The sequence below is a fragment of the Streptomyces canus genome (assembly GCF_030815415.1).
Classification (GTDB): Bacteria; Actinomycetota; Actinomycetes; order Streptomycetales; family Streptomycetaceae; genus Streptomyces; species Streptomyces canus_F.
The window spans coordinates 8524705-8546718 of the sequence record NZ_JAUSWW010000001.1 but is presented as its reverse complement, the minus strand read 5'-3'; the positions used below and the strand labels follow the sequence as shown (position 1 = coordinate 8546718).

At 71.4% G+C, this 22014-nt stretch carries 23 protein-coding genes, 1 pseudogene and 1 riboswitch; of the genes and pseudogenes, 13 read left to right on the top strand and 11 right to left on the bottom strand.

Features of this window, described 5'->3' with window-relative positions; genetic code table 11:
• Nucleotides 1-48: 48 nt before the first annotated feature.
• From QF037_RS39600 to QF037_RS39580, 5 genes are all read right to left on the bottom strand, one after another.
• Nucleotides 49-723, bottom strand: coding sequence for an urease accessory protein UreF (locus tag QF037_RS39600; RefSeq protein ID WP_307033747.1), 675 nt, complete (start codon nucleotides 721-723; stop codon nucleotides 49-51).
• Nucleotides 723-2444, bottom strand: coding sequence for an urease subunit alpha (locus QF037_RS39595; protein ID WP_307033745.1), 1722 nt, complete (start codon nucleotides 2442-2444; stop codon nucleotides 723-725). The genes QF037_RS39600 and QF037_RS39595 overlap by 1 nt, the downstream gene beginning before the upstream one ends.
• Nucleotides 2437-2748, bottom strand: coding sequence for an urease subunit beta (locus QF037_RS39590; protein ID WP_307033743.1), 312 nt, complete (start codon nucleotides 2746-2748; stop codon nucleotides 2437-2439). Before QF037_RS39590 ends, QF037_RS39595 begins: the two co-directional genes overlap by 8 nt.
• Nucleotides 2749-2759: 11 nt before the next feature.
• Entirely contained in the window at nucleotides 2760-3062 is a 303-nt protein-coding gene (locus tag QF037_RS39585) for an urease subunit gamma (RefSeq protein WP_262059644.1), read from the bottom strand.
• 112 nt (nucleotides 3063-3174) lie between these two features.
• Nucleotides 3175-3822 (bottom strand): TetR/AcrR family transcriptional regulator, encoded by a 648-nt coding sequence (locus tag QF037_RS39580; RefSeq protein ID WP_307033740.1) that lies wholly within the window; start codon nucleotides 3820-3822, stop codon nucleotides 3175-3177.
• A gap of 117 nt (nucleotides 3823-3939) precedes the next feature.
• Here QF037_RS39580 and QF037_RS39575 point away from each other — a divergent pair, with 117 nt between their 5' ends.
• Entirely contained in the window at nucleotides 3940-4944 is a 1005-nt protein-coding gene (locus tag QF037_RS39575) for an ABC transporter permease (protein ID WP_307033738.1), read from the top strand.
• A gap of 57 nt (nucleotides 4945-5001) precedes the next feature.
• On the opposite strand, the gene QF037_RS39570 is transcribed toward QF037_RS39575, so the two are convergent.
• Nucleotides 5002-5298 (bottom strand): type II toxin-antitoxin system Phd/YefM family antitoxin, encoded by a 297-nt coding sequence (locus QF037_RS39570; protein WP_307033736.1) that lies wholly within the window; start codon nucleotides 5296-5298, stop codon nucleotides 5002-5004.
• 64 nt (nucleotides 5299-5362) lie between these two features.
• Here QF037_RS39570 and QF037_RS39565 point away from each other — a divergent pair, with 64 nt between their 5' ends.
• From QF037_RS39565 to QF037_RS39555, 3 genes are all read left to right on the top strand, one after another.
• Nucleotides 5363-5998: an ATP-dependent Clp protease proteolytic subunit gene (locus tag QF037_RS39565; protein ID WP_307033734.1), complete on the top strand. Its 636-nt coding sequence runs from the start codon at nucleotides 5363-5365 to the stop codon at nucleotides 5996-5998.
• A 7-nt stretch (nucleotides 5999-6005) separates the two neighbouring features.
• A complete protein-coding gene (locus tag QF037_RS39560) occupies nucleotides 6006-6314 on the top strand; it encodes a hypothetical protein (RefSeq protein ID WP_307033732.1) in 309 nt (102 codons plus the stop codon).
• A 351-nt stretch (nucleotides 6315-6665) separates the two neighbouring features.
• Nucleotides 6666-6864: riboswitch (cyclic di-AMP (ydaO/yuaA leader) on the top strand.
• Nucleotides 6865-6867: 3 nt separating this feature from the next.
• Entirely contained in the window at nucleotides 6868-7341 is a 474-nt protein-coding gene (locus QF037_RS39555) for a C40 family peptidase (RefSeq protein WP_307033731.1), read from the top strand.
• A gap of 97 nt (nucleotides 7342-7438) precedes the next feature.
• Here the strand turns inward: QF037_RS39555 and QF037_RS39550 are convergent.
• Nucleotides 7439-7896: pseudogene (locus tag QF037_RS39550) on the bottom strand (ATP-binding protein).
• 212 nt (nucleotides 7897-8108) lie between these two features.
• Between QF037_RS39550 and QF037_RS39545 the strand changes: the two are divergent.
• The gene (locus tag QF037_RS39545; protein ID WP_307033727.1) at nucleotides 8109-8978 is read left to right on the top strand and encodes a helix-turn-helix domain-containing protein; all 870 of its coding nucleotides are present in this window, start codon (nucleotides 8109-8111) and stop codon (nucleotides 8976-8978) included.
• 10 nt (nucleotides 8979-8988) lie between these two features.
• Nucleotides 8989-9210 carry a DUF397 domain-containing protein gene (locus tag QF037_RS39540; RefSeq protein ID WP_307033725.1) on the top strand — a complete coding sequence of 74 codons (222 nt, stop codon included), beginning with the start codon at nucleotides 8989-8991 and terminating at the stop codon, nucleotides 9208-9210.
• Nucleotides 9211-9246: 36 nt separating this feature from the next.
• On the opposite strand, the gene QF037_RS39535 is transcribed toward QF037_RS39540, so the two are convergent.
• Nucleotides 9247-10374, bottom strand: coding sequence for an 8-amino-7-oxononanoate synthase (locus QF037_RS39535; protein ID WP_307033723.1), 1128 nt, complete (start codon nucleotides 10372-10374; stop codon nucleotides 9247-9249).
• A gap of 147 nt (nucleotides 10375-10521) precedes the next feature.
• Here QF037_RS39535 and bioB point away from each other — a divergent pair, with 147 nt between their 5' ends.
• From bioB to bioD, 3 genes are read left to right on the top strand one after another with little or no spacing between them, the layout of a single operon-like run.
• Entirely contained in the window at nucleotides 10522-11748 is a 1227-nt protein-coding gene (gene bioB, locus QF037_RS39530; RefSeq protein WP_307033721.1) for a biotin synthase BioB, read from the top strand.
• The gene (locus QF037_RS39525) at nucleotides 11741-13021 is read left to right on the top strand and encodes an adenosylmethionine--8-amino-7-oxononanoate transaminase (RefSeq protein ID WP_307033719.1); all 1281 of its coding nucleotides are present in this window, start codon (nucleotides 11741-11743) and stop codon (nucleotides 13019-13021) included. The genes bioB and QF037_RS39525 overlap by 8 nt, the downstream gene beginning before the upstream one ends.
• A gap of 1 nt (nucleotide 13022) precedes the next feature.
• Nucleotides 13023-13739 carry a dethiobiotin synthase gene (gene bioD / locus QF037_RS39520; protein WP_307033717.1) on the top strand — a complete coding sequence of 239 codons (717 nt, stop codon included), beginning with the start codon at nucleotides 13023-13025 and terminating at the stop codon, nucleotides 13737-13739.
• Nucleotides 13740-13811: 72 nt separating this feature from the next.
• Here bioD and QF037_RS39515 read toward each other — a convergent pair whose 3' ends face one another.
• Nucleotides 13812-16160 carry a helix-turn-helix transcriptional regulator gene (locus tag QF037_RS39515; protein WP_307033715.1) on the bottom strand — a complete coding sequence of 783 codons (2349 nt, stop codon included), beginning with the start codon at nucleotides 16158-16160 and terminating at the stop codon, nucleotides 13812-13814.
• Between the two features lie 115 nt (nucleotides 16161-16275).
• Here QF037_RS39515 and QF037_RS39510 point away from each other — a divergent pair, with 115 nt between their 5' ends.
• Both QF037_RS39510 and QF037_RS39505 read left to right on the top strand, forming a co-directional pair.
• The gene (locus QF037_RS39510) at nucleotides 16276-16962 is read left to right on the top strand and encodes an esterase/lipase family protein (RefSeq protein ID WP_307033713.1); all 687 of its coding nucleotides are present in this window, start codon (nucleotides 16276-16278) and stop codon (nucleotides 16960-16962) included.
• Nucleotides 16963-17035: 73 nt separating this feature from the next.
• Entirely contained in the window at nucleotides 17036-17719 is a 684-nt protein-coding gene (locus QF037_RS39505; RefSeq protein ID WP_307033711.1) for a class I SAM-dependent methyltransferase, read from the top strand.
• On the opposite strand, the gene QF037_RS39500 is transcribed toward QF037_RS39505, so the two are convergent.
• Together QF037_RS39500 and QF037_RS39495 are read right to left on the bottom strand one after the other, a co-directional pair.
• A complete protein-coding gene (locus QF037_RS39500) occupies nucleotides 17720-18058 on the bottom strand; it encodes a fic family toxin-antitoxin system, toxin component (protein WP_307037592.1) in 339 nt (112 codons plus the stop codon).
• 43 nt (nucleotides 18059-18101) lie between these two features.
• Nucleotides 18102-18341, bottom strand: a complete 240-nt coding sequence (locus tag QF037_RS39495; protein ID WP_307033709.1) for a toxin-antitoxin system HicB family antitoxin — start codon at nucleotides 18339-18341, stop codon at nucleotides 18102-18104.
• Between the two features lie 202 nt (nucleotides 18342-18543).
• Between QF037_RS39495 and QF037_RS39490 the strand changes: the two genes are divergently transcribed.
• Nucleotides 18544-19416: an ABC transporter ATP-binding protein gene (locus QF037_RS39490; RefSeq protein WP_307033708.1), complete on the top strand. Its 873-nt coding sequence runs from the start codon at nucleotides 18544-18546 to the stop codon at nucleotides 19414-19416.
• A 4-nt stretch (nucleotides 19417-19420) separates the two neighbouring features.
• Nucleotides 19421-21988, top strand: coding sequence for an ABC transporter permease (locus tag QF037_RS39485; RefSeq protein WP_307033706.1), 2568 nt, complete (start codon nucleotides 19421-19423; stop codon nucleotides 21986-21988).
• Nucleotides 21989-22014: the final 26 nt, after the last annotated feature.

Below are 22014 nucleotides of genomic sequence, written 5' to 3'. Positions count from 1 at the left end.
GCAGCCCCTGGAGGATGGGACGGGTAGGGGCGGCGGGGGCGAGAATAGTCACGACGCAAACAGCCGCACGGCCCAAGCCGCATGCAACTCCGCCGAGATCTCCAGCAGCGGAGCGGAAGCCGCGGGCAAGGCACCCACACCCTCGCCCCGCACCCTGCGACCGGCCTCCACCGCCCGATCCGCGACACGGTCCAGCTCCGGCGCCAGCCGCGCCAGCACCCCCGTCGCATCGAACGGATCGAGACTCAGCAACCGCACCGTCGCCGACGCCGGCCCGCTCACACTCTCGTACGCCGCGCAGTACGCCGCGTCGACCGCATCGAGCCCGGCCGCCCGAGCCGTGACACCCAACACCACGGGCTGGTGCGCCCCCTTGGGGAACTCCCGCGCCAGGGCGTCGAGTTCACCCGAGGGCCAGGCGGCCCGCGCGGCACGCATCAACTGCCGCCCCAGCCTCCGCGCAGCGACCCGCAGCGCGGGCGACGGCGTACGCGCATCCGCCGCCGCGTCCAACTCCACGGGATCCACCCCGAGTACGGCAGCGGCGGCCAGCGACGCGGAGACCAGCCCCGTTGTCCACAGCCGCCCCTGGCAGAACGCCTCCAGGCTCGCCGCCCCGGTGATCCGCCCGGCCTTGACGGCCGCCTCGGCCCCACCGGAGTGCGCATGCCCTCCGGCGGGAAAGCGGCCGTCGGCCAGGACGAGAAGTGCTCCCCTGGACATCAGAACAGGAAGTAACGCTGGGCCATGGGCAGTTCGGCGGCGGGCGTGGCCTCGACCAGCTCTCCGTCGATGTGCACGGCGAAGCTGTCGGGATCGACCTGTACCCGGGGCCGCGCGTCGTTCTCGCGCATGTCCGCCTTGGTGACCCCGCGCGTCGACTCGATCGCCACGAACCGCTTCCCGAGCTGAAGCCGCTCCGGCAGCCCGTCCTCGATCGCCAGTGGGGCGACGAAGTTGAACGAGTTGGAGGCCGGCGCCCGTCCGATCGCCCCGTACATCGGCCGCGGCAGGATCGGCTGGGGGGTCGGGATCGACGCGTTCGCGTCGCCCATCTGCGCGTAGGCGATCTGCCCGCCCTTGACGACGAGGTGCGGCTTGACCCCGAAGAACGCGGGCTCCCACAGCACGAGGTCGGCGAGCTTGCCGGTCTCCACCGACCCGACCTCCCGGGCCAGGCCCTGCGCGATCGCCGGGTTGATCGTGTACTTCGCGACGTACCGGCGTACCCGGTGGTTGTCCGCGCGACCGTCCCCGGGCAGTGCGCCCCGCTTGCGCTTCATGACGTGGGCGGTCTGCCAGGTCCGCAGGATGACCTCGCCGACGCGGCCCATGGCCTGGGCGTCGGACGAGATGATCGAGATGGCGCCGAGGTCGTGGAGGATGTCCTCCGCGCCGATCGTCGTCGGCCGGATCCGGGACTCGGCGAACGCCAGGTCCTCCGGTACCGCCGGGTTGAGGTGGTGGCACACCATCAGCATGTCGAGGTGTTCCTCGGCGGTGTTGACGGTGAAGGGCCGCGTCGGGTTGGTCGAGCTGGGCAGGACGTGCGGCTCGGAGACGACGGTCATGATGTCCGGCGCGTGCCCGCCGCCCGCACCCTCGGTGTGGTAGGCGTGGATGCCGCGTCCGGCGATCGCGGCAAGCGTGTCGCCGACGAAGCCGGCCTCGTTGAGGGTGTCCGTGTGAATGGCGACCTGGATACCCGTCCGGTCCGCCACCGTCAGCGAGGCGTCGATGACGGCCGGGGTCGAGCCCCAGTCCTCGTGGAGCTTCAGACCCAGTGCTCCGCCGCGGATCTGGGAGAGCATCGCCTCGTGCGAGACGGTGTTGCCCTTGCCGAGGAAGCCGATGTTGAGCGGGTACTGCTCCATCGCCTCCAGCATGCGGGCGAGGTGCCAGGGACCGGGGGTGACGGTGGTCGCCTTCGACCCCTCGGCGGGGCCCGTGCCGCCGCCGACCAGCGTGGTGACACCGGCGGACAGCGCCTCGTCGGCGATCTGCGGGCAGATGAAGTGGACGTGCGCGTCGACCGCGCCGGCGGTGAGGATGCGCCCGTTGCCCGCGATGATCTCGGTCTCGGGGCCGAGGACCAGGTCGGGGTGGACGCCGTTCATCGTGTCCGGGTTGCCGGCCTTGCCGATCGCGGTGATCCGGCCGTCGCGGATGCCGACGTCGGCCTTGACGATCCCCCAGTGGTCGATGATCACCGCGCCCGTGATGACGGTGTCCGGGGTGCCGTCTGCGCGCGTAGCACGCGACTGTCCCATGGACTCGCGGATGACCTTGCCACCGCCGAACACCGCCTCGTCACCGGCGAGTCCGGGCCCGCCGGAACGGTCCTCCTCGATCTCGACGATCAGGTCGGTGTCGGCGAGCCGGATGCGGTCGCCGGTCGTCGGGCCGAACAGGTCGGCGTACGCGGCACGCGAGATCTCAGGCATCGAGGGGACCTCCGGTCTCCCCGCGCAGTCCGGGCACGATCCGGGCGCCGGCGAGCGGGACGAGTTCGACGTCGACGGGGATCCCGGGTTCGAAGCGCACGGCGGTGCCGGCGGCGACGTTCAGCCGCTTGCCGTGCGCGGCGGCACGGTCGAACTCCAGGCCGGGGTTGGCCTCGGCGAAGTGGTAGTGGGAGCCGACCTGGACGGGCCGGTCGGCGGCGTTGAGGACGGTGAGGCGGGTGACCTCACGGCCCTCGTTGTAGACGATCGGGCCCTCGGCGAAAAGGATCTCTCCGGGAATCACGGCAGCCCCCGTCAGACGATCGGGTCGTGGACGGTGACGAGCTTGGTGCCGTCCGGGAAGGTCGCCTCGACCTGGACGTCGTGGATCATCTCGGGGATGCCCTCCATGACGTCGTCCCGGGTGAGCAGCTTGCGTCCGGAGGCCATCAGTTCGGCGACCGTACGGCCGTCACGGGCGCCTTCGAGGATGTGCGACGTGATGAGGGCGACCGTCTCCGGGTGGTTGAGCTTGAGCCCGCGGGCCCGGCGCTTCTCGGCCACGTCGGCCGCCACGTGGATGAGCAGCCTCTCTTGCTCGTGCGGGGTCAGTTGCAATGTCCCACCTCACAGTCCTCGCTCCGGACCGTGCGGGGTCCGGTTGCCTCCGCCCCGGGGCAAAGTCCCTGGTGGCGTGGCGGCAGGCTAGTTGGACCGCATTTCAAGCAAGTTAACCGAGCTGTGATCCACCGGTCCCCGTGCGCGGGTCCGGCATGCTCATCAACGCCCGTAGGCCGTCGCGGAGGACCTCGACCGGGGCGGGGCCGAAGAGGGACTGCTGGGCGAGGAATCCGACCGCGACCGCGATCATCGTGCGGGCCACGTGGTCCGACGGTACGTCGGCTCTCATCATCCCGGCGTCCTGGTAGCCCTCGACGATCCGCGTCCAGGCCTGACGCACCCCGGCGTATCCGCCGTGCAGCACGACCGCCAGTTCCTTGTTGCGCAGCGTTTCCCCCCACACCTGGATGACGAGCCGCGGGAAGGCGGGCTCGCCGTCGACGGTCAGGTTCGCCCGGGCGGCCAGGGTCCGGCCCATGACCAGGGTGAGGAGGTCGTCCGGCGGCGGGGGCGGGCTCTGGTGCGACGCCTCCTCGAAGGCCGCGCGGACCGAGTCGAGCACCTCTCCGACGACCGCGGCGATCAGCTCCTCCTTGCCGCTGAAGTAGCGGTACACCGCTCCGGCCGACAGGTCGACCTCCTTCAGCACGTCCTGCATGGACGTGGCGTGGAAGCCGTTGCGGGCGAAGCAGACCGCGGCGCCGTCGAGGATCTGCCGGCGACGGGCGTCGAGGTGTTCCTGGGATACACGGGCCATGGTCACCAATTTAAAACGAACGTTCCTTCTTGACAAGAGGCGGCGGCGGCAGGACGGTGGTGGCGCAACTAAAACGAACGATCCTTCTTTTTGGATTCCGCTCGGAAGGAACACGCCATGTCCACCGCCCCCACCGGGAACGCCCGCCGCATGATCGCAGTCGCCCTCCTCGTCCCGGTCATCGCGGCGCTCGCCCTGTGGGCCTTCGCCTGGCCCGCCGCCCGCACCGCCCCCCGCGACCTGCCGCTCGGCGTGGCCGGGCCCGCCGCCGCGACCGCCCAGGTGGAGAAGCAACTGACACAGCACGAGGGAGCGTTCGAGCTCCACCACTACAAGGACGAGGCCGCGGCCCGGGACGCCATCGAGGACCGGACCGTATACGGGGCGGTCGTCGTCACCGCCGACGGCCCCAGGCTGCTGACCGCCTCGGCCGCGAGCCCGGTCGTCGCCCAGCTGCTCCAGCAGGCGGTGGCGGAGCAGGCGGCCGCCGACGGCGCACAGGTCAGGACGGTCGACGTGGTGGCCGCCCCGGCCGCGGACCCGCGGGGTGCCGCCCTCAACGCGAGCGTGCTGCCGCTGGCCCTGGCCGGTATGGCGGCGGGCGCGGTGGTGACCTTCAGCGGGCTGCGCGGGACGCGTGCCGTGCTCGTCCTGGTCGGCGCCTCCGCCCTGGTCGGCGTCGCCGCCGCCGGCGTCGCGGACAGCTGGCTCGGAGTCATCACGGGCGGCTGGTGGGCGCAGGCCGGGGTCTTCGGGCTGTCGGCGCTGGCCGTGAGCGGCGCCGTCGCCGGTCTCGCCGCTCTGCTCGGCACCGCCGGCGTGGGCATCGTCGCCGGTGTGATCATGCTGTTCGGCAACCCGTGGTCCGGCGCGGCCTCGGCACCGCAGATGCTGCCCGAGCCGGCCGGCGCCATCGGCCAGTGGCTGCCGCCGGGCGCCAGCGCGACCCTGACGCGCTCCGTGGCGTACTTCGACGGCGCGGCGGCGACGGGCCCCGCCCTGACCCTGGCCTGGTGGGCGGCGCTCGGCCTCGGCGCGGTCCTGCTCGGAAGCGCACTCAAGGACCGGAGGAAGAACGCCGAGCCCCGGGTGACGGAGCGAGAGCTCGCGCGGGTCGGCTGACGGACCGCCCCGCGCCTCTGACCGTGCGCCCCTGCGGGTGCACGGTCTTTCCGTGTCTCAGGAGGCCCCGGTCCCCCCGTGGTGCGCCGTGATGCCGAAGCGCTGCTGTTCGCGGGGAGCGGACGCGACCTCCCGGACGGCGGAGACCGCGGTGATCACCTGCTCCTCGGCGAGCTCGGCCGGCCCGACGGGCTCCGCGAGCTTCTCCAGTCGTTCCAGGTCGGCGGCGGAGACAAGGGCAACGAGCGGCTTGCCGTGGCGGGTCACGACGACGCGCTCACCGCCGTACACCACGCGGTTGATCAGGTCGGCGAGTTCAGCCCTGGCTTGCGTCACCGGAATCTCGTAGGCCATGACCCCATTCTAGCGTCAAGTACATCCTGTACATTTTTTACAGACACAGAAGGAGGGGTGCCTCATGACCCGACCGTCCGCCCGCTATGTGCTGCCCGAGTTCACGGAGCGCACGAGCTCCGGCTCGAGGACGATGGACCCGTACTCGAAGCTCCTGGAGGAGCGGATCGTCTTCCTCGGGACACAGGTCGACGACACGTCGGCGAACGATGTGATGGCCCAGTTCATGCACCTCGAGCACCAGGATCCGGACCGGGACATCTCCCTCTACATCAACTCCCCCGGCGGCTCGTTCAGCGCGATGTCGGCGATCTACGACACGATGCAGTTCGTCACCTGTGACGTGGAGACGGTCTGCCTGGGGCAGGCCGGCTCGTCCGCCGCGGTGCTGCTGGCGGCGGGCACCCCGGGCCGGCGGTTCGCCCTGCCCGGGGCACGCGTGGTGATCCACCAGCCGTCCCTGCCCCAGCCGGTGGAGGGCCAGGCCAGCGATCTGGCCATTCAGGCGGAGGAGTTGGGGCGCATCCGGTTCCGGCTGGAGGAGATGCTCGTACGGCACACCGGGCGCACCCACGAGCAAGTCACCGCGGACATCGAGCGGGACAAGATCCTGGACGCGCAAGAAGCCGTGGAGTACGGCCTGGTGGACGGGATCATCCCCAGCCGCAAGGCGTCGCGCACCACGCCCGGCGCCCGGTGAGCGGGCGATGCTGCCGCCGGAGCTTCCTCCGCTGCCCGCCCTGACGCGCGCCGAGGGCGAGCTGATCGACCATTACCTCGAGGTGGTCGACCTGCTCGGCCGTATCAACCCCGCGCGCCACGGCGACACCTACCGCGGCCTGCGGGCCGCCCAGGCGCTGGTGACGAAGGCCGCCGAACTGCGCGACGCGCTGGCGACCATGCATCGGCGCGGCGAGACCGAGGTGCACGCCATGACCCTGGCGCGGGCGCTGCGGGTGCTCGACGGCGAGCGGCGCACGGCCCGGGTCACGGTGCCGCCGCACTCCGACAGTTGACGTGACGGCAGCCGGTCCGGCGCGCCCGGCCGCGTGGCGGCGCGTCCGGACCGGCCTTCAAACGGACCAAACGGCGTACCCCCGTTCGGAGTAGACACCCCTCCTTCGACAGGGCCGCCGAGGTTGCGCAACGCGCGTAGCCCGGCTCCGGAATGAGTACCTCCGTCGCTGGTCCGGGGGTCCTCGACCCTGTCGACGCTCCCTCGAACAGACGAGTGTCCACCCGAACGGGTGAGTGGTGAGTAACGCCACAAATCCCCGATTCCATTGGGTTTTTCGGCGTGAAGTACGTGAAGATCCCTGTCTGACGACAAGACCCCGCCGCAGCGGCGGGGCGATCCGGGCGGACGCCGAGTCCTGCCGCCGCCCGGATGACCGGTCGACAGGAGTGGATCGGCAGGAGTGGAGGACCCAGGCACGACGGGTCGCCGGATCGGCCGTCAACAGCCGTTCCGAGCAGCCCTTGGGGTGAAGCCGCAGTATGCGGCCGGGCAACTTCGCCAGCCCGAATCCGACAGGTCATCCTTCACAGGCGGCTGACGAAGGGTTGCGCATGTCTGCGCTCAATCGTGTCCCGTCGCTCATGGCCCGGGCCGGTACGGCCTCGGCTCTGACCATCGCCGCCGTGGGCGGCTCCCTCGTGGTCCCGGGCGTCGCATCCGACGCCGAGGCCGCGACACCGGCGACGAAGGCACTTCAGGTCGCTGCCTCCAAAAAGGGCTCCCCGTACAAGTGGGGCGCCGCGGGGCCGCATCGGTTCGACTGCTCCGGGCTCACGCTGTACTCGTTCAAGAAGGCTGGCAAAAGCCTGCCTCGGACGGCGGCCCAGCAGTACAACAAGACCCGCCACATCTCCGTGGGGAACCGCAAGGCCGGAGACCTCGTGTTCTTCCACTCCGGCTCCAGCGTGTACCACGTCGGCATCTATGCCGGGAAGGGAAAGATCTGGCACTCCCCGAAGAGCGGGGAGGTCGTGAAGCTGCAGAAAATCTGGACCAAGAGCGTCTGGTACGGCCGGGTCAAGTGACCCGTCCCGTGAGGGTGATGGCTACCTGACCTGCCGTCACCCTCGCGGGCCGGCCGTCACGCCCTGAGAGGCGCCTCCGACTTCCGGAGGCGCCTCTCTACGGTTCCTGCTGCCCCGCTGGGAGACCGGCTCGGCCGGTACCGTCCACGGGAGTTCGATGGAGACGGTCTTGCCGCCCTCACGGGTGGGCCGGACTCTCAGCTTGCCTCCGCACTCCGCGGTCAGCCAGCGGATGATGACCATGCCACGGCCGTTGTCCTGCTGGACGGCGGCCGGCAGCCGCTTCGGGAACCGCGGATGACTGTCGGTGACCCCGATGCGCAGGTGTTCGTCACGGTCGAGCTGGATGTCCACCGTGAAGGTGGGTGACTGTCCGAAGGTGTGCTGTACGGCGTTGGTGGCGAGTTCGGAGACGATGAGCCGGATCGTGTCGGCCGCCTCGGTGTCCGACGGCAGGCCCCATTCCGCCAGGGTGCCGATGACATAGGTGCGGGCCGTGGAGACCGAGGCGGGATCGCTCGGCAGAGTGACGGATGCTTCCAGATGGTCTGCCATGGCGACGTCGTCCCTTTCCCACGGGACCGTAGTCCGACACGGAGCGGATGGTTCGAGTACGGTCCCGGACTGGTGCTTCATCGCCAGACTGCCATTACCCGCCCGGTCACGGTGCCGATCCACCAAGATATGCATATATCTGTCGCTCGAAGCGGTGAACTCTCCGACGGAAGACCGTATTTGGGCGGCCCGGAAGGAGTAAGGAGTAGCCCATGCAGCACGGTCCCGCGGTACGCCGCCGGAAACTGGGCGCCGAACTGCGTGCGTTGCGCGCCAGTGCGGGGCTCACCAGTGGTGAGGCGGCCCGGCTGGTGGGCTGGCACCAGTCGAAAGTGAGCCGGATCGAAACCGGCGCCAGCGGCGTGAAACCGGCCGACGTGCGGTTACTGCTGGACGCCTACGCGGTGCACGATACCCAACTGCGCGAGTTGCTCCTGGCGTTGGCGGGCTCCGACGAGGGCGGCGGGCGGCACCACTGGTGGCACCAGTACCGCGGGGTACTGCCACCGACGTATCGCGACTTCATCAGTCTGGAGTCCCAGGCCGGTGCGATGCGCACGCTGGAGACCGCCGTGGTGCCCGGGCTGCTGCAGACGCCCGAGTACGCCCGTGCGGTGACCCGGGCCGCGGTGAACGGGCTCGGCACGGAGCCGGACGAGCGGCTCGACGCGCTGGTGAAGGTCCGGCTGGCCAGACAGGACGTGCTGCGGGCCGAACCGCCGCTGAAGCTGAGCGCGGTGCTGGACGAGGCTGTACTGCGCCGGGAGATCGGCGGGCCCGACGTCATGGCGCGACAACTGCGGCGGCTCATGGAGGCGGCCCGGTTGCCCCAAGTCCGGATTCAGGTACTGCCGTTCGCCGCGGGAGCCCACATCGGCATCACCGGGCCTTTCGTAATCTTCTCATTTTCGAGCAGATCTGATCTGGACGTGGTTGTTCTCGACCACTTGACGAGTAGCCTCTACCTCGAGCGGAAAGAAGACCTCCAGGCCTATACCGAGGCCTTCAACGCTCTTCAGATCCACGCCCTTTCGCCCGAGGACTCGTTGGATTACATCGCCGGGATAGGTGACGGCGCGTAAGGAGGCACCCATGTCCGCAATGCCTCGGAACATACCTTCCAGTACTGATCTGCATCCGGTGCGGTGGCTGCGCAGCAGTTACAGCACCGGAGCCAACAACTGTGTCGAGACGGCTCGGCCGCACACCGGTCCAGGGACCGGGCTGCTCGCCGTGCGCGACTCCAAGAACCCGTCCGGACCCGCGCTGCTCTTCTCCCCCGGGAGCTGGGCGGAGTTCACGGCCGCGTTCTGATCCCTTCCACCCCGGGCACGGCCGTGTCACGCCGACTCATGGTCGTGTCTCACCGATCACACATACAGCGCGTTCGATCTGCGCCTCGGAGAGGTCCGCGCGGGCGGTCAGCCTGAGCCGTGAGATGCCGTCGGGCACGGAAGGGGGACGGAAGCAGCCCACGGCCAGACCCGCGGTGCGGCAGTCCGCCGCCCACCGCACGGCCTGCTCCGGGGACGGCGCGCGCACGGAGACGACCGCGGCGTCCGGGCGTACCGCCTCGTGACCCGCGGCGGTCAGCCGTGCGTGCAGTTCGGCGGCCACCTCGCGGGCCCGCGCCGCGCGCGCGGGCTCGCGGCGCAGCAGGTGCAGTGCCGCGAGGGCCGCTCCCGCCGCGGCGGGGGCGAGCCCGGTGTCGAAGATGAAGGTCCGGGCCGCGTTGACCAGGTGGTCGATCACCCGGGCGGGGCCGAGGACGGCGCCGCCCTGGCTGCCGAGCGACTTGGACAGCGTGACCGTCACGACGACGTCGTCGGCGCCCGCGAGTCCCGCCGCGTGCGGGGCGCCGCGGCCGCCGTCGCCGAGCACGCCGAGGCCGTGGGCGTCGTCGACCAGCAGCCCCGCGCCGTGCTCCCGGCATGCCTCGGCGAGCCCGGCCAGGGGGGCGGCGTCGCCGTCCACCGAGAAGACGGTGTCGGACACGACGACCGCGGGGCCCTCGTGCGTCTGGAGTGCCTTGCGCACGGCCTCGGGATCGGCGTGGCCGACGACCTGTGTCGTGCCGCGGGCCAGTCGGCAGCCGTCGATCAGTGAGGCGTGGTTGCCGGCGTCGGAGACGATCAGTGAGCCGTGCGGGGCCAGTGCGGTGACCGCGGCGAGGTTGGCCGCGTAGCCGGAGGAGAAGACGAGGGCCGCCTCGAAGCCGCAGTATTCGGCCAGCTCGAGTTCCAGCTGACTGTGGAGCTCGGTGGTGCCGGTGACGAGTCGGGATCCGGTCGAGCCTCCGCCCCAGGTCCGAGCGGCGCGCGCGGCGCCTTCGGTGACCTCGGGGTGGCGGGCCAGGCCCAGGTAGTCGTTGCTCGCCAGGTCCAGGAGCGGCGAGTCCGCGGGGCGGGGCCGCAGGGTGCGTACGAGTCCGGCGCGACGGCGCAGCAGCGCCTGCTCGTCGATCCAGCCGAACGCCATGGGTCCTCCGAGGGTTTTGTAGGCAGCGAACAGACACTAGTGGGGCGAGCAGCCACCCACTGTGTGGCAATACCCACACAGTGAATGGCCGCTGTTGTACGAACTCTCCTTGGCCCGAGACGGCTCCTTAGGACAGGATCAGTTTTCATGGACCTGCTGAACACGCTGGTGGACAAGGGGCTTCGGCGCGAGCTGCCGACCCGCGAGGAAGCACTTTCCGTCCTCGCCACCTCCGACGACGACCTGCTCGATGTGGTGGCCGCGGCCGGAAAGGTGCGCCGGCACTGGTTCGGCCGACGGGTGAAACTGAATTACCTCGTCAACCTCAAGTCCGGCTTGTGCCCCGAGGACTGCTCCTACTGCTCGCAGCGCCTCGGCTCGAAGGCCGGGATCCTGAAGTACACCTGGCTCAAGCCGGACGAGGCCTCCCAGGCCGCCGCGGCCGGACTCGCGGGCGGCGCCAAGCGGGTCTGTCTGGTGGCGAGCGGTCGCGGGCCGACGGACCGGGACGTGGACCGGGTCTCCGACACCATCAAGGCGATCAAGGACCGACACGAGGACGTCGAGGTGTGCGCCTGCCTCGGTCTGCTCTCCGACGGCCAGGCCGAGCGGCTGCGCGAGGCGGGCGCCGACGCCTACAACCACAACCTCAACACGTCCGAGGCGACGTACGGCGAGATCACGACCACGCACACCTACGCCGACCGCGTGGACACCGTGCAGAAGGCGCACGCGGCCGGTCTGTCGGCGTGCTCGGGGCTCATCGCCGGTATGGGCGAGTCGGACGAGGACCTGGTCGACGTGGTCTTCTCGCTGCGCGAGCTGGACCCGGACTCGGTGCCGGTCAACTTCCTGATCCCCTTCGAGGGCACCCCGCTGGCCAAGGAGTGGAACCTCACCCCGCAGCGCTGTCTGCGCATCCTGGCGATGGTCCGGTTCGTCTGCCCGGACGTCGAGGTGCGCATCGCGGGCGGCCGCGAGGTCCATCTGCGCAGCATGCAGCCCCTCGCCCTGAACCTGGCCAACTCGATCTTCCTCGGCGACTACCTCACCAGCGAGGGCCAGGCCGGCAAGGCCGACCTGGACATGATCGCGGACGCCGGGTTCGAGGTGGAGGGCGCGGGCGAGGTGACGCTGCCGCAGCACCGGGCGGACGTGGCCGCCGCCGGGGGCGGATGCGGATCGCACGAGAGCGCGGGCTGTGGATCGCACGAGGGCGCCGGGTGCGGCTCCCACGAGAGTGCCGGGTGCGGCACTGTCTGCGGTTCGGCTTCCGAGCCGGCCGTGAGCGAGCCCGCGGTGAACGAGCCCCGTACGGACCTGGTCGCCGTACGTCGCCGCGGTGCCGGAACGGATCTCGCGCCCAATGCCTGAGCTGTCCGTCTCCGAGCTGCTGGAGCTCGACCGGCGGCATGTCTGGCATCCGTACGGTCCGATGCCGGGCCGCGCCGAGCCGCTCGTCGTGGAGTCGGCGAGCGGGGTGCGGCTGCGCATGGCGGACAGCTCGGGTGAGCTCGTCGACGGCATGTCGTCCTGGTGGTCGGCCATCCACGGCTACAACCACCCGGTGCTGAACGAGGCCGCGCGCGAGCAGCTGGGACGTATGAGTCATGTGATGTTCGGCGGGCTCACCCACGAGCCCGCCGTACGGCTCGCGAAGCTCCTTGTCGACATGTCGCCCGACGGTCTGGAGCATGTCTTCCTCGCCGACTCCGGATCGGTGTCGGTCGAGGTCGCGGTGAAGATGTGCCTGCAGTACTGGCGGTCGCTGGGCCGCCCCGCCAAGCAGCGGCTGCTGACCTGGCGCGGCGGCTATCACGGCGACACCTGGCAGCCGATGTCGGTGTGCGATCCCGAGGGCGGGATGCACGAACTGTGGACCGGAGTGCTCCAGCGCCAGGTGTTCGTGGGGCCTCCGCCGGTCGAGTACGAGGAGGAGTACGCCGAGGAGCTTCGCTCGGCGATCGCACGGCACGCCGACGAGCTGGCCGCGGTGATCGTGGAGCCCGTCGTGCAGGGCGCGGGCGGGATGCGGTTCCACTCCCCCGCGTATCTGCGGGTGCTGCGGGAGGCGTGCGACGCGCACGACGTGCTGCTGGTGTTCGACGAGATCGCGACCGGTTTCGGGCGTACGGGCGCGCTGTTCGCGGCGGATCATGCGGCGGTGACGCCGGATGTGATGTGTGTGGGCAAGGCGCTGACCGGCGGCTATCTGACGATGGCGGCGACGCTGTGCACGTCGGAGGTGGCCGACGGCATCTCGCGGGGCGAGGTCCCGGTGCTCGCGCACGGCCCCACGTTCATGGGCAATCCGCTCGCCGCGGCCGTGGCCTGTGCCTCGATCGAGCTGCTGCTCGGCCAGGACTGGCTCGCCGAGGTCAAACGGATCGAGGCGGGCCTGCGGGAGGGGCTGGCGCCGGCCCGGGAGTTGCCGGGTGTGCGGGACGTACGGGTCCTCGGGGCGATCGGCGTGGTCCAGCTCGACCGCCCGGTGGACATGAAGGCCGCCACGACGGCGGCGGTGCGCGAGGGCGTGTGGCTGCGGCCGTTCCGCGACCTGATCTACACGATGCCCCCGTATGTCACGGGGGACGCGGACGTGGCACGGGTCGCGCGCGCGGTGTGCGCGGCGGCCGGGGAGGGATGACATGTCGGTACTGGTGATCACGGGTACGGGCACGGAGGTCGGCAAGACCGTCGCCACCGCCACGATCGCTGCCGCCGCGGTGGCGGCAGGCCGGTCCGTGGCCGTGCTCAAGGCGGCCCAGACCGGCGTACGTCCGGACGAGCCCGGGGACGCGCAGGAGGTCGCGCGGCTGGCGGGACCGGTGACGACCGCGGAAGTCGCCCGCTACCCGGAGCCGCTGGCCCCCGCGACGGCGGCCCGGCGGGCCGGACTCCCGCCGGTGCGCCCGAGGGAGGTCGCCGAGGCCGCCGCCAAGCTGGCCGCCGAGCACGACCTGGTGCTGGTCGAGGGGGCCGGCGGACTGCTCGTGCGGTTCGACGAGGAGGGCGGCACCCTGGCGGACGCGGCGGAACTGCTGGGGGCTCCGGTGCTCGTGGTGGCGTCGGCGGGCCTGGGCACGCTGAACACGACGGAACTGACGGCCCGTGAACTGCGCGCCCGGCACCTGGACTTCCTCGGTGTCGTGATCGGCAGCTGGCCCGACTCCCCGGATCTGGCGTCGCGTTGCAACGTGGCGGATCTGCCGGAGGTCTCGGGGGCGCCGCTGCTCGGGGCGCTGCCCGTGGGCGCGGGGTCGCTGGCCCCCGCCGACTTCCGTGCGGCGGCGCCGGGTTGGCTGGCGCCGCGGCTGGACGGGGTGTGGGACGCGGAGGTGTTCCGGGAGCGGACGGCCGACTGACCGGATCCGGTCGGCGTCAGCGGGGTCCGGCATTCTGCGTCGACTCCCGTGGCACCGCCGGTCCCTGCGTCGTCACCGCGCCTCCTCTTCGCCCAGCAACCGCACCAGCTCGATCCGCGACCGGATCCCCAACCGGGTGAACACGCCCCGCAGATGGTGGTCGATGGTGCGCGGGCTCAGGGCGAGGCGGGTGGCGATCTCGCGGTTGGTGGCGCCCTCGGCGGCCATGCGGGCGACCATGAGCTGCTGGGCCGTGAGACGGACGGTGGGGTCGTCGGGGGCGCCCTGCGCCGGGGTCGCGGGAGCGCCGAGGGCGCGGAGTTCGGTGCGGGCCTGGGCGGCGCAGTGCGGGGCGCCGAAGTGCTCGAAGGCCTCCAGGGCACTGTGCAGGCGGTCGCGGGCCTCGGTGCGGTGGCGCAGTCGGCGCAGTGCGCTGCCGAACAGCAGCTCGGTGCGGGCGCGTTCGAAGTCCCGGGTGCCGCGGGCGTGGAGGTCGAGTGCGGTGCGGTAGTGCTCGACCGCTTCGGCGCCGGGTGCGAGCAGGGCGCGGCAGCGGGCGCTGAGCGCCAGGTCGTCGGGGCTGCGTACGGCGCTCGCCCAGCGGTGGTAGTCGGCGTGGGCGGCACGGGCGACCCGGGTGTCGTCGGTGCGGACGGCCGCCTCGACGTAGTGCGGGGTGGCCATGTGGCGGATCGCCCGGTGGCCGTGGCCCGGGCCGAAGCCGGCGAGGGCGCGCAGCCGGGCCGCCGCGGCGGCGAACCGGCCACTGCTGAGGTCGAGATAGGCGAGCGCCCACTGGGCGAGGGCGGCGGGCAGACCGAGGCCGTGGGAGCGGGCGTACGACCGTGCGGTGGCGGCGCGTTCCCGGCAGACCTCGGCGTCGCCGGTCAGCGCCGCGAACATGGCGAGGGCGGCCTGCAGATGGCAGGCGCCGTTGTCCTGACCGGTGGCGTACGCCTGCCAGAGGGCGTCCGTCGCGGCGGCCTCGCCGGCCCGCGGGCGTCCGGTCCAGAAGTCGGCGTAGGCGCGGAACTCCATGGCCTGCGCCACGACGACCGTCGCGCCGCGCACCCGGGCCGAGGCGGCCGCGCGGACGGTCGCGGCGGCGGCGAGGGTGTGGTCGCCGAGCAGGAGTGCGGCGATGCCGGCGTGCACGAGGAGGGTGGGGTCGCCACCGGGCCCGCACCGTCCGGCCGCCGCCGCGAGAAGGTCCCGCGCATCCTCGTACCGCCCCTCGAACGCCGCCGCGAGCCCGCCGAGCGTGCCCGGCGGCACGATCCCCAGCCGCCGGGCGACCTGGGCCGCGTCCCGGCATCGACGCAGGTCACCGGTGTAGATGGCGGCCTCGGTGGCGCGGGCGAGGAGATGGAGGGCGGGGTCGGGGACGTCGAGGGCCGTGGTGCGGGGGCGCGGTGGGGGCGAGGGATCGACGGACGGCGAGAGCAGGCCGTTCAGGGGCATCGGGGACGACGCCGTGAAAGCGGCATGTCCGGCGCCTCGGGGCGGGGTCTGCCTCGCGTCCGTCTCCGCGGGCTCGGCGCTGTCGCCCTGTTCCGTCACCACGGCCGTCAGCAGCGCGTCGAACGCCTCCGCCGCGTTGCCGGCCCGCAGCGCGAGCACCCCGTTGAGCGCGTCGCCGTCGGCCGGTGCGGCCAGCCGGCGGGCCCGGTCCCCGTCCCCGCCCTGCCAGGCGTACGCCGCCGCGCGGGTCAGCAGCCGGGTCTGTCCCTGTCGGTCGGGGCTCAGCGCGGCGGCGCGTTCGGCGAGGGCGCGGGCCTGCTGGAGGCGGCCCGCGTCGCGGGACCTCGTCGCTGCCACTCCGAGTTCCGCCGCCAGCCGGGTGCTCGGGCCGAGCGCACCCGCGCCGCGGTGCCAGGAGCGCAGGGACGTTTCACCACCGGTGCGCAGGACCCGGGCCAGCAGCCGGTGGACCTCGCGGCGGTCCGCCGGGGATCCCGACTCGTACGCGGCGATCCTCGTCCATGTGTCGCGGAAGACGACCCCGGTCGCCGAGGCGTGCGCGATCCCGGCCGCCTCGGCGGCCTCCAGGGGCCGGGTGTCGAGCCGGGCGGCGGCCACGGCCCGCAGGAAGGCGTGGGTGGCGACGGGGTACTGATCGGCCGCGGCCAGGAGCAGCAACAGCCGGGTGTCGTCCGGCAGTTCCCTGATCTGCGCACGGTGTGCGCGCAGCAACGCCGGGGCCAGTTCCGCCGGTTCCGTCGGCAGCGGGTCCAGCCCCGCCGACTGGCGTGCGCCGAGCAGCCGTACGGCCTCGGCGGCCGCGCGCGGATCGCCGTGCACCGCGCGCAGCAGCCGCACCCGGACGCCCTCCGGGAGTCCGGCGGCCAGGTCCTGCCACGCCTCCGCGGGCTGCGGTGACGACGTGCCCTCGAGGGGCGGTGGGGTTACAGGAGTCAGCACACCTTTGACGTTACTGGCGAGTTAATTGACACGTAAAGACCGGCGAGTTCGCCGATGCGGCGCGCGTAGACCCCGCCTGACACTCCTGACAACCCCACCCGTTTCAGGAGGCATCATGCAGCGCTCCCGGCGTCGCATTTCAGCGGCCGTCTCGGCCGTCGTCTCATCGCTCCTTCTGGCACTCCCCCTCTCCGCGGCCCCCGCTCAGGCCGCGACCCACAATCCGATCGTCTTCGTCCACGGCTTGAGCAGTTCCGCGAGCAGCTGGGACGACTGGATCGCCGACTTCAAGGCCGACGGCTACTCCTCCTCCGAGCTGTTCGCCTGGTCGTACGACTGGACGCAGTCGAACGTCACCACCGCCCAGCAGCTGTCCGCCAAGATCCAGAGCGTGCTCTCCCAGACCGGCGCGTCGAAGGTCGACCTGGTCGTCCACTCCATGGGCGCGCTCAACTCCCGCTACTACCTCAAGAACCTCGGCGGGACGGCGTACGTGGACGACTTCGTGTCGACCGCGGGCGTCAACCACGGCACGACGACCGCTTCCTGGTGTTCGTGGCTGTATACGTCGTGTGCCCAGATGTACACGGGCAGCTCGTTCCTGGCCTCGCTCAACTCCGGTGACGAGACTCCGGGGAGCGTCTCGTACGCGAGCTACTGGTCGAACTGCGACGACGCGCTCACCCCGGACACCACCGCGATCCTGAGCGGTGCGACCAACGTCGAGGTCGGGTGCGTCTCGCACACCGACATGAACAACGACCACGGCGTGTACGAGCAGGTGCGCAACTTCGTCGCGTAGCGCGCGAGCGAGGGTGCGCGGGGCGCATCCGGGGGAGAATCGGGGTGGACCCCGTCCTGTCCGGGAGGTCGTCATGCCGCTACGGTCCGCCGGTTCCGGCAAGCTGCCGCGCGATCCCGTGCACCACCCGCTCTTCGCCCGCTACTACGCCCGTGTCAGCGTCGCCGCGGAGACCCGCGCCGGCATGGCCGGTGTGCGGGAACGACTGCTCGCCGGAGTGTCCGGGCGGGTCATCGAGATCGGCGCGGGCAACGGGCTGAACTTCGCCCACTATCCGGGCACGGTCTCGGAGGTCGTGGCGATCGAACCGGAACGCACGCTGCGCAGGCTGGCGGTGGACGCCGCCCTGCGCTCCGGGGTGCCCGTCGACGTCGTACCGGGTGCGGCGGAGGCGCTGCCGGTCAAGAGCGAGGCCTTCGACGCCGTCGTGGTCTCGCTGGTGCTGTGCAGCGTGCGGGACCTGCCACGGGCGCTGGCGGAGATACGGCGGGTGCTGCGGCCCGGCGGTGCCGTGCGGTTCTTCGAGCACGGCCGGGGCGGCGGGCAGGCGATGCGTCTCACTCAGCGCGCCCTGGACCGAACCGTGTGGCCGCCCCTGAGCGGGGGCTGTCATCTGTCCCGCGATCCGATCGCGGCCCTGCGGGAGGCCGGCTTCGAACTCGGCCCCTATAGGCAGGTGTTGATGCCGGAGAAGGGGCCGAGGCTACCGTCCTCCTACTGTGTGCTGGGCACCGCATGGCGCCCCGCCGAGAGCTGATCACAGGCTCCACTGGCGCAGTTCCTGCGCGATGTCGTGCACGGACGCCTCACCGCTCTTGACCAGTCGGGCCAGTTCCCGGACCTGTTCGGGCGAGGTGACGACCTTGAGGCCGCTCGCCACGAGATAGGCGTAGGCGACGGCGGAGGCGAACAGGGCGTTGGAGCGCTCCAACGCCGGTACGTGGATCAGGAGTTGGAGCAGGGCGGCGGCCCGGGCGTGCGGGCTGTCGTAGACCGGGACGTCGAAGATCTCGGCCTCGTGGCGCGCGACGGCGGCGACGAGGGCGCCCCAGTCGGTGACCTGGGGGTCTCCCGGGGTCTTCTGGTCGGCGAGCATGAGAAGCCAGGCGAGGTCGATCCTGATGAGGTGGCTCAAGGGATCAGCGGCGACCTTCGCGCGAGCCCTCGCGTTCCCCGCCCAGTTCCTCGGCGAAGACGTTCTCGTACTGCTTCATGAAGTCGGCGGCGGCCTCCACGAAGGTGTGGCCGACCTCCCCGGTGTCCTGCTTGACGAGTTCTTCGATGTAGCGGTTGACACTCATCCCGCGGGCCAGAGCGCGTTCGCGAGCGGCGCGGGCGGTGCCCTCGTCCACTCTTACGTTCAGCTGGGTCTTCGCCATACCTCGACGCTAGCGCCGGAGTGCTAGCAGGGGCAAGGGCGTACCGACGGAGCCCGCCCCCTAAGCGTGCCCCTTACACGGAAATCAGGGACCCGACCTGCGATGGAGAGCGACCGGCACCCCAGGAGGATTTCGGATGTGGGGTGGATCACACTACCCTCGGCCGGGACCGAGGAGTCGGTACGTCCTTGAGGAGGCGGCCTTGTCCACACCCGCTGCGGAGCACGCCCCGGGCCATGCGTCGGCCGACGGGATCGCGGCCCGCGCCCACGGTCTGACCAAGGCGTACGGCTCGGGCGAGACATCGGTGATCGCCCTGGACTCGGTGGACGTGGAGATCGCGCGCGGCCGGTTCACCGCGGTCATGGGTCCGTCGGGGTCCGGGAAGTCCACGCTGATGCACTGCCTGGCCGGGCTGGACACCGTGTCGGCCGGCCAGGTCTGGCTCGGCGACACTGAGATCACGGGGCTGAAGGAACGTGATCTGACGCGGCTGCGCCGGGACCGGATCGGGTTCATGTTCCAGTCGTTCAACCTGATCCCCACCCTGAACGCCGCCGAGAACATCACCCTGCCCATGGACATCGCGGGCAAGAAACCCGACGAGAAGTGGCTGGACCAGGTCATCGACACCCTGGGGCTGCGGGACCGGCTCAAGCACCGGCCCGCCCAGCTCTCCGGCGGCCAGCAGCAGCGTGTGGCGTGTGCCCGGGCGCTGGCCTCCCGGCCTGAACTGATCTTCGCGGACGAGCCGACCGGCAACCTGGACTCGCGGGCCGGTCTGGAGGTCCTCGGCTTCCTGCGCGAGGCCGTCGACGAACTGGGCCAGACCGTCGTCATGGTCACCCATGACCCGGGCGCCGCCGCCCACTCCGACCTGGTCCTCTTCCTCGGGGACGGACGGATCGTGGACGAGATGGAGCGGCCCACGGCGGAGGCCGTCCTGGAACGCATGCGCCTCTTTACCGGGGGTTCCCCCCAGACCCCCGGGTCCGACGTGATCCGCGGGCACCACGAGGAGAGCCCGCCACCGGGGGCCGCACCCGCGGACGCCCCTTCCCTCGACAAGGACTGAGGCCGTGCTGAAGGCGACGCTCCGCAGCTTCCTCGCCCACAAGGGACGGCTGCTGCTGTCCGCGCTGGCCGTCGTCCTGTCCGTGGCGTTCGTCGCGGGCAGCCTGATCTTCTCGGACACGCTCAGCCGCACCTTCGACCGGCTCTTCGCCTCGACCGCTCCCGATGTCACGGTCAGCCCGCGCGAGGAGCTGAACGAGGCGATCCCCTCCGGCATGACGGCCACCCTGCCCGCCTCGCTCCTGGACCGGGTGTCCGGGATCGACGGGGTCGCCGACGCGCGTCTGGAGGCCGAGGTCCAGAACATCACCGTCGCCGACAGCGAGAACGAGGCGGTCGGCTCGACCACCGGCGCCCCCACCATCGGCACCGACTGGAGCCCTGGTCCGCGCAGTCCGGTCGAACTCACCTCGGGTCACGCCCCGCACGGCGCGGGCGAGGCCCTGCTCGACTCGGAGTCCGCCGACCGCAAGGACCTGAAGATCGGTGACACGCTCAGCGTCATCGGACCGCAGGGCACCTTCAAGGTCCGGCTCGTCGGCATCGCCACGTTCACCACCACCAACCCCGGGGCGACCCTGCTCTTCCTGGACACCCCGACCGCCCAGACCAAGCTGCTCGGCGACGCCGACGCGGCCACCGGCATCTCCGTGGACGCGCAGGACGGCGTGAGCGACGCGCAGTTGAAGCAGCGCGTCGCCGCCGCGATCGGCACCGGCGACTACGAGATCCGGACCGCCGACGAGCAGGCCAAGTCCGACGTCGAGTCACTGGGCGGATTCCTCGACGTCATCAAGTACGTCATGCTCGGCTTCGCGGGCATCGCCGTCCTCGTCGGTGTCTTCCTGATCGTCAACACCTTCTCGATGCTCATCGCCCAACGGACCCGGGAACTGGGCCTGTTGCGGGCGCTGGGTGCCGACCGGCGCCAGGTGCGCCGCTCGGTGCTGACCGAGGCGATGCTGCTCGGTGTGGTCGGCTCGACGCTGGGCCTCGCGACCGGGATCGGACTCGCCGCCGGGCTCATCGCGCTGATGAACACACTCGGCATGAACATCAGGTCGAGCGAGATGGTCATCGGCTGGGGCACCCCGGTCGCCGCGTACGTCGTCGGCGTGGGCGTCACCTTCGTGGCGGCTTTCCTTCCCGCCCGGCGCGCGGCCGGTGTCTCGCCCATGGCCGCGCTGGCGGACGCCGAGATCGCGGGCGTGGGCCGGCCGTTGAAGATGCGCGCCCTGGTGGGCGGCGTCGTCTTCGGGGCCGGCGCGGCAGCCCTGCTGGGCTGTGTCCTCTCCTCGGACACGTCGTCGTCGGCGTCCCTGCTGGGCCTCGGTGTCGTCCTGACGCTGATCGGCACCGTGATCGCGGGACCGCTCCTCGTGCGCCCGGTGATCCGTGTCCTCGGCGGGGCGTTCCCCGCGCTGTTCGGCTCGATCGGCCGGATGAGCCAGCGCAACGCCCTGCGCAACCCTCGCCGCACCGGCGCCACCGCGGCCGCGCTGATGGTCGGACTCGCCCTGGTCGGCGGCATGTCCGTCGCCAGCGCCTCCATGACCAAGTCCTTCGACCAGCAGATCGACGACACGCTGGGCGCCGACTTCGTCGTCCAGAACAGCAACTTCGTGCCCTTCCCGCAGGAGGTCACCGAAAAGGTCCGCGACACGGACGGCGTGGGGCTCGTGGTCCGCTCGCAGTTCGCCCCGGTCGCCGTACGCCTGCCGGACGGCGACCGCGTCAAGACGACCGCGGCGGCCTACGACCCGCAGCTCGACGACGTCGCCAACATCACGTACGCACAGGGCGACACCGCGGCCGCGCTCGCCTCCGGAAGCATCGCCATGGACGCGGACTTCGCGCGCGACCACGGCGTGCGGATCGGCTCCACGATCCCCGTGGAGTTCCAGAGCCGGAAGACGGCCGAACTGACCGTGGGCGCCCTCACCGACCAGGAGTCCGCGGAGGGCTTCGGGACGCAGGGCGGCATCTACTTCGGCCTGGACACGCTCCAGCGGTACGCGCCCGGCGGGCAGGACTCGGGGCTCTATGTGAACGCCGCCTCCGGCACCGGCTCGGACAAGCTGCGCGCGAACCTGGAGAAGACGCTCGACCCGTATCCGCAGGTCCAGGTGCGCGACATCGCCGACTACAAGGACCTGGTCCACGACCAGATCGCCGTTCTGCTCTACCTCGTGTACGCACTGCTCGGGCTCGCGATCGTGATCGCGGTCCTCGGCGTGGTCAACACCCTCGCCCTGTCCGTCGTGGAGCGCACCCGGGAGATCGGGCTGCTGCGCGCCATCGGGCTCGCCCGGCGTCAGCTGCGCCGGATGATCCGCCTGGAATCGGTGGTGATCGCGGTGTTCGGCGCGGTCCTCGGGCTGGCGCTGGGCCTGGTGTGGGGGGTGTGCGTCCAGCAGGTGCTGGCGTTGCAGGGCATGTCGGCGCTGGCGATCCCGTGGGGCACGATCGTCGCGGTCGTGGTCGGCTCGGCGGTGGTGGGTGTCGTGGCGGCGCTGTTGCCGGCGTTGCGGGCGTCCCGGATGAACGTGTTGACGGCCATCGCGCACGAGTGAGGCGCGATGGCGGCCGTCTCCGGCGG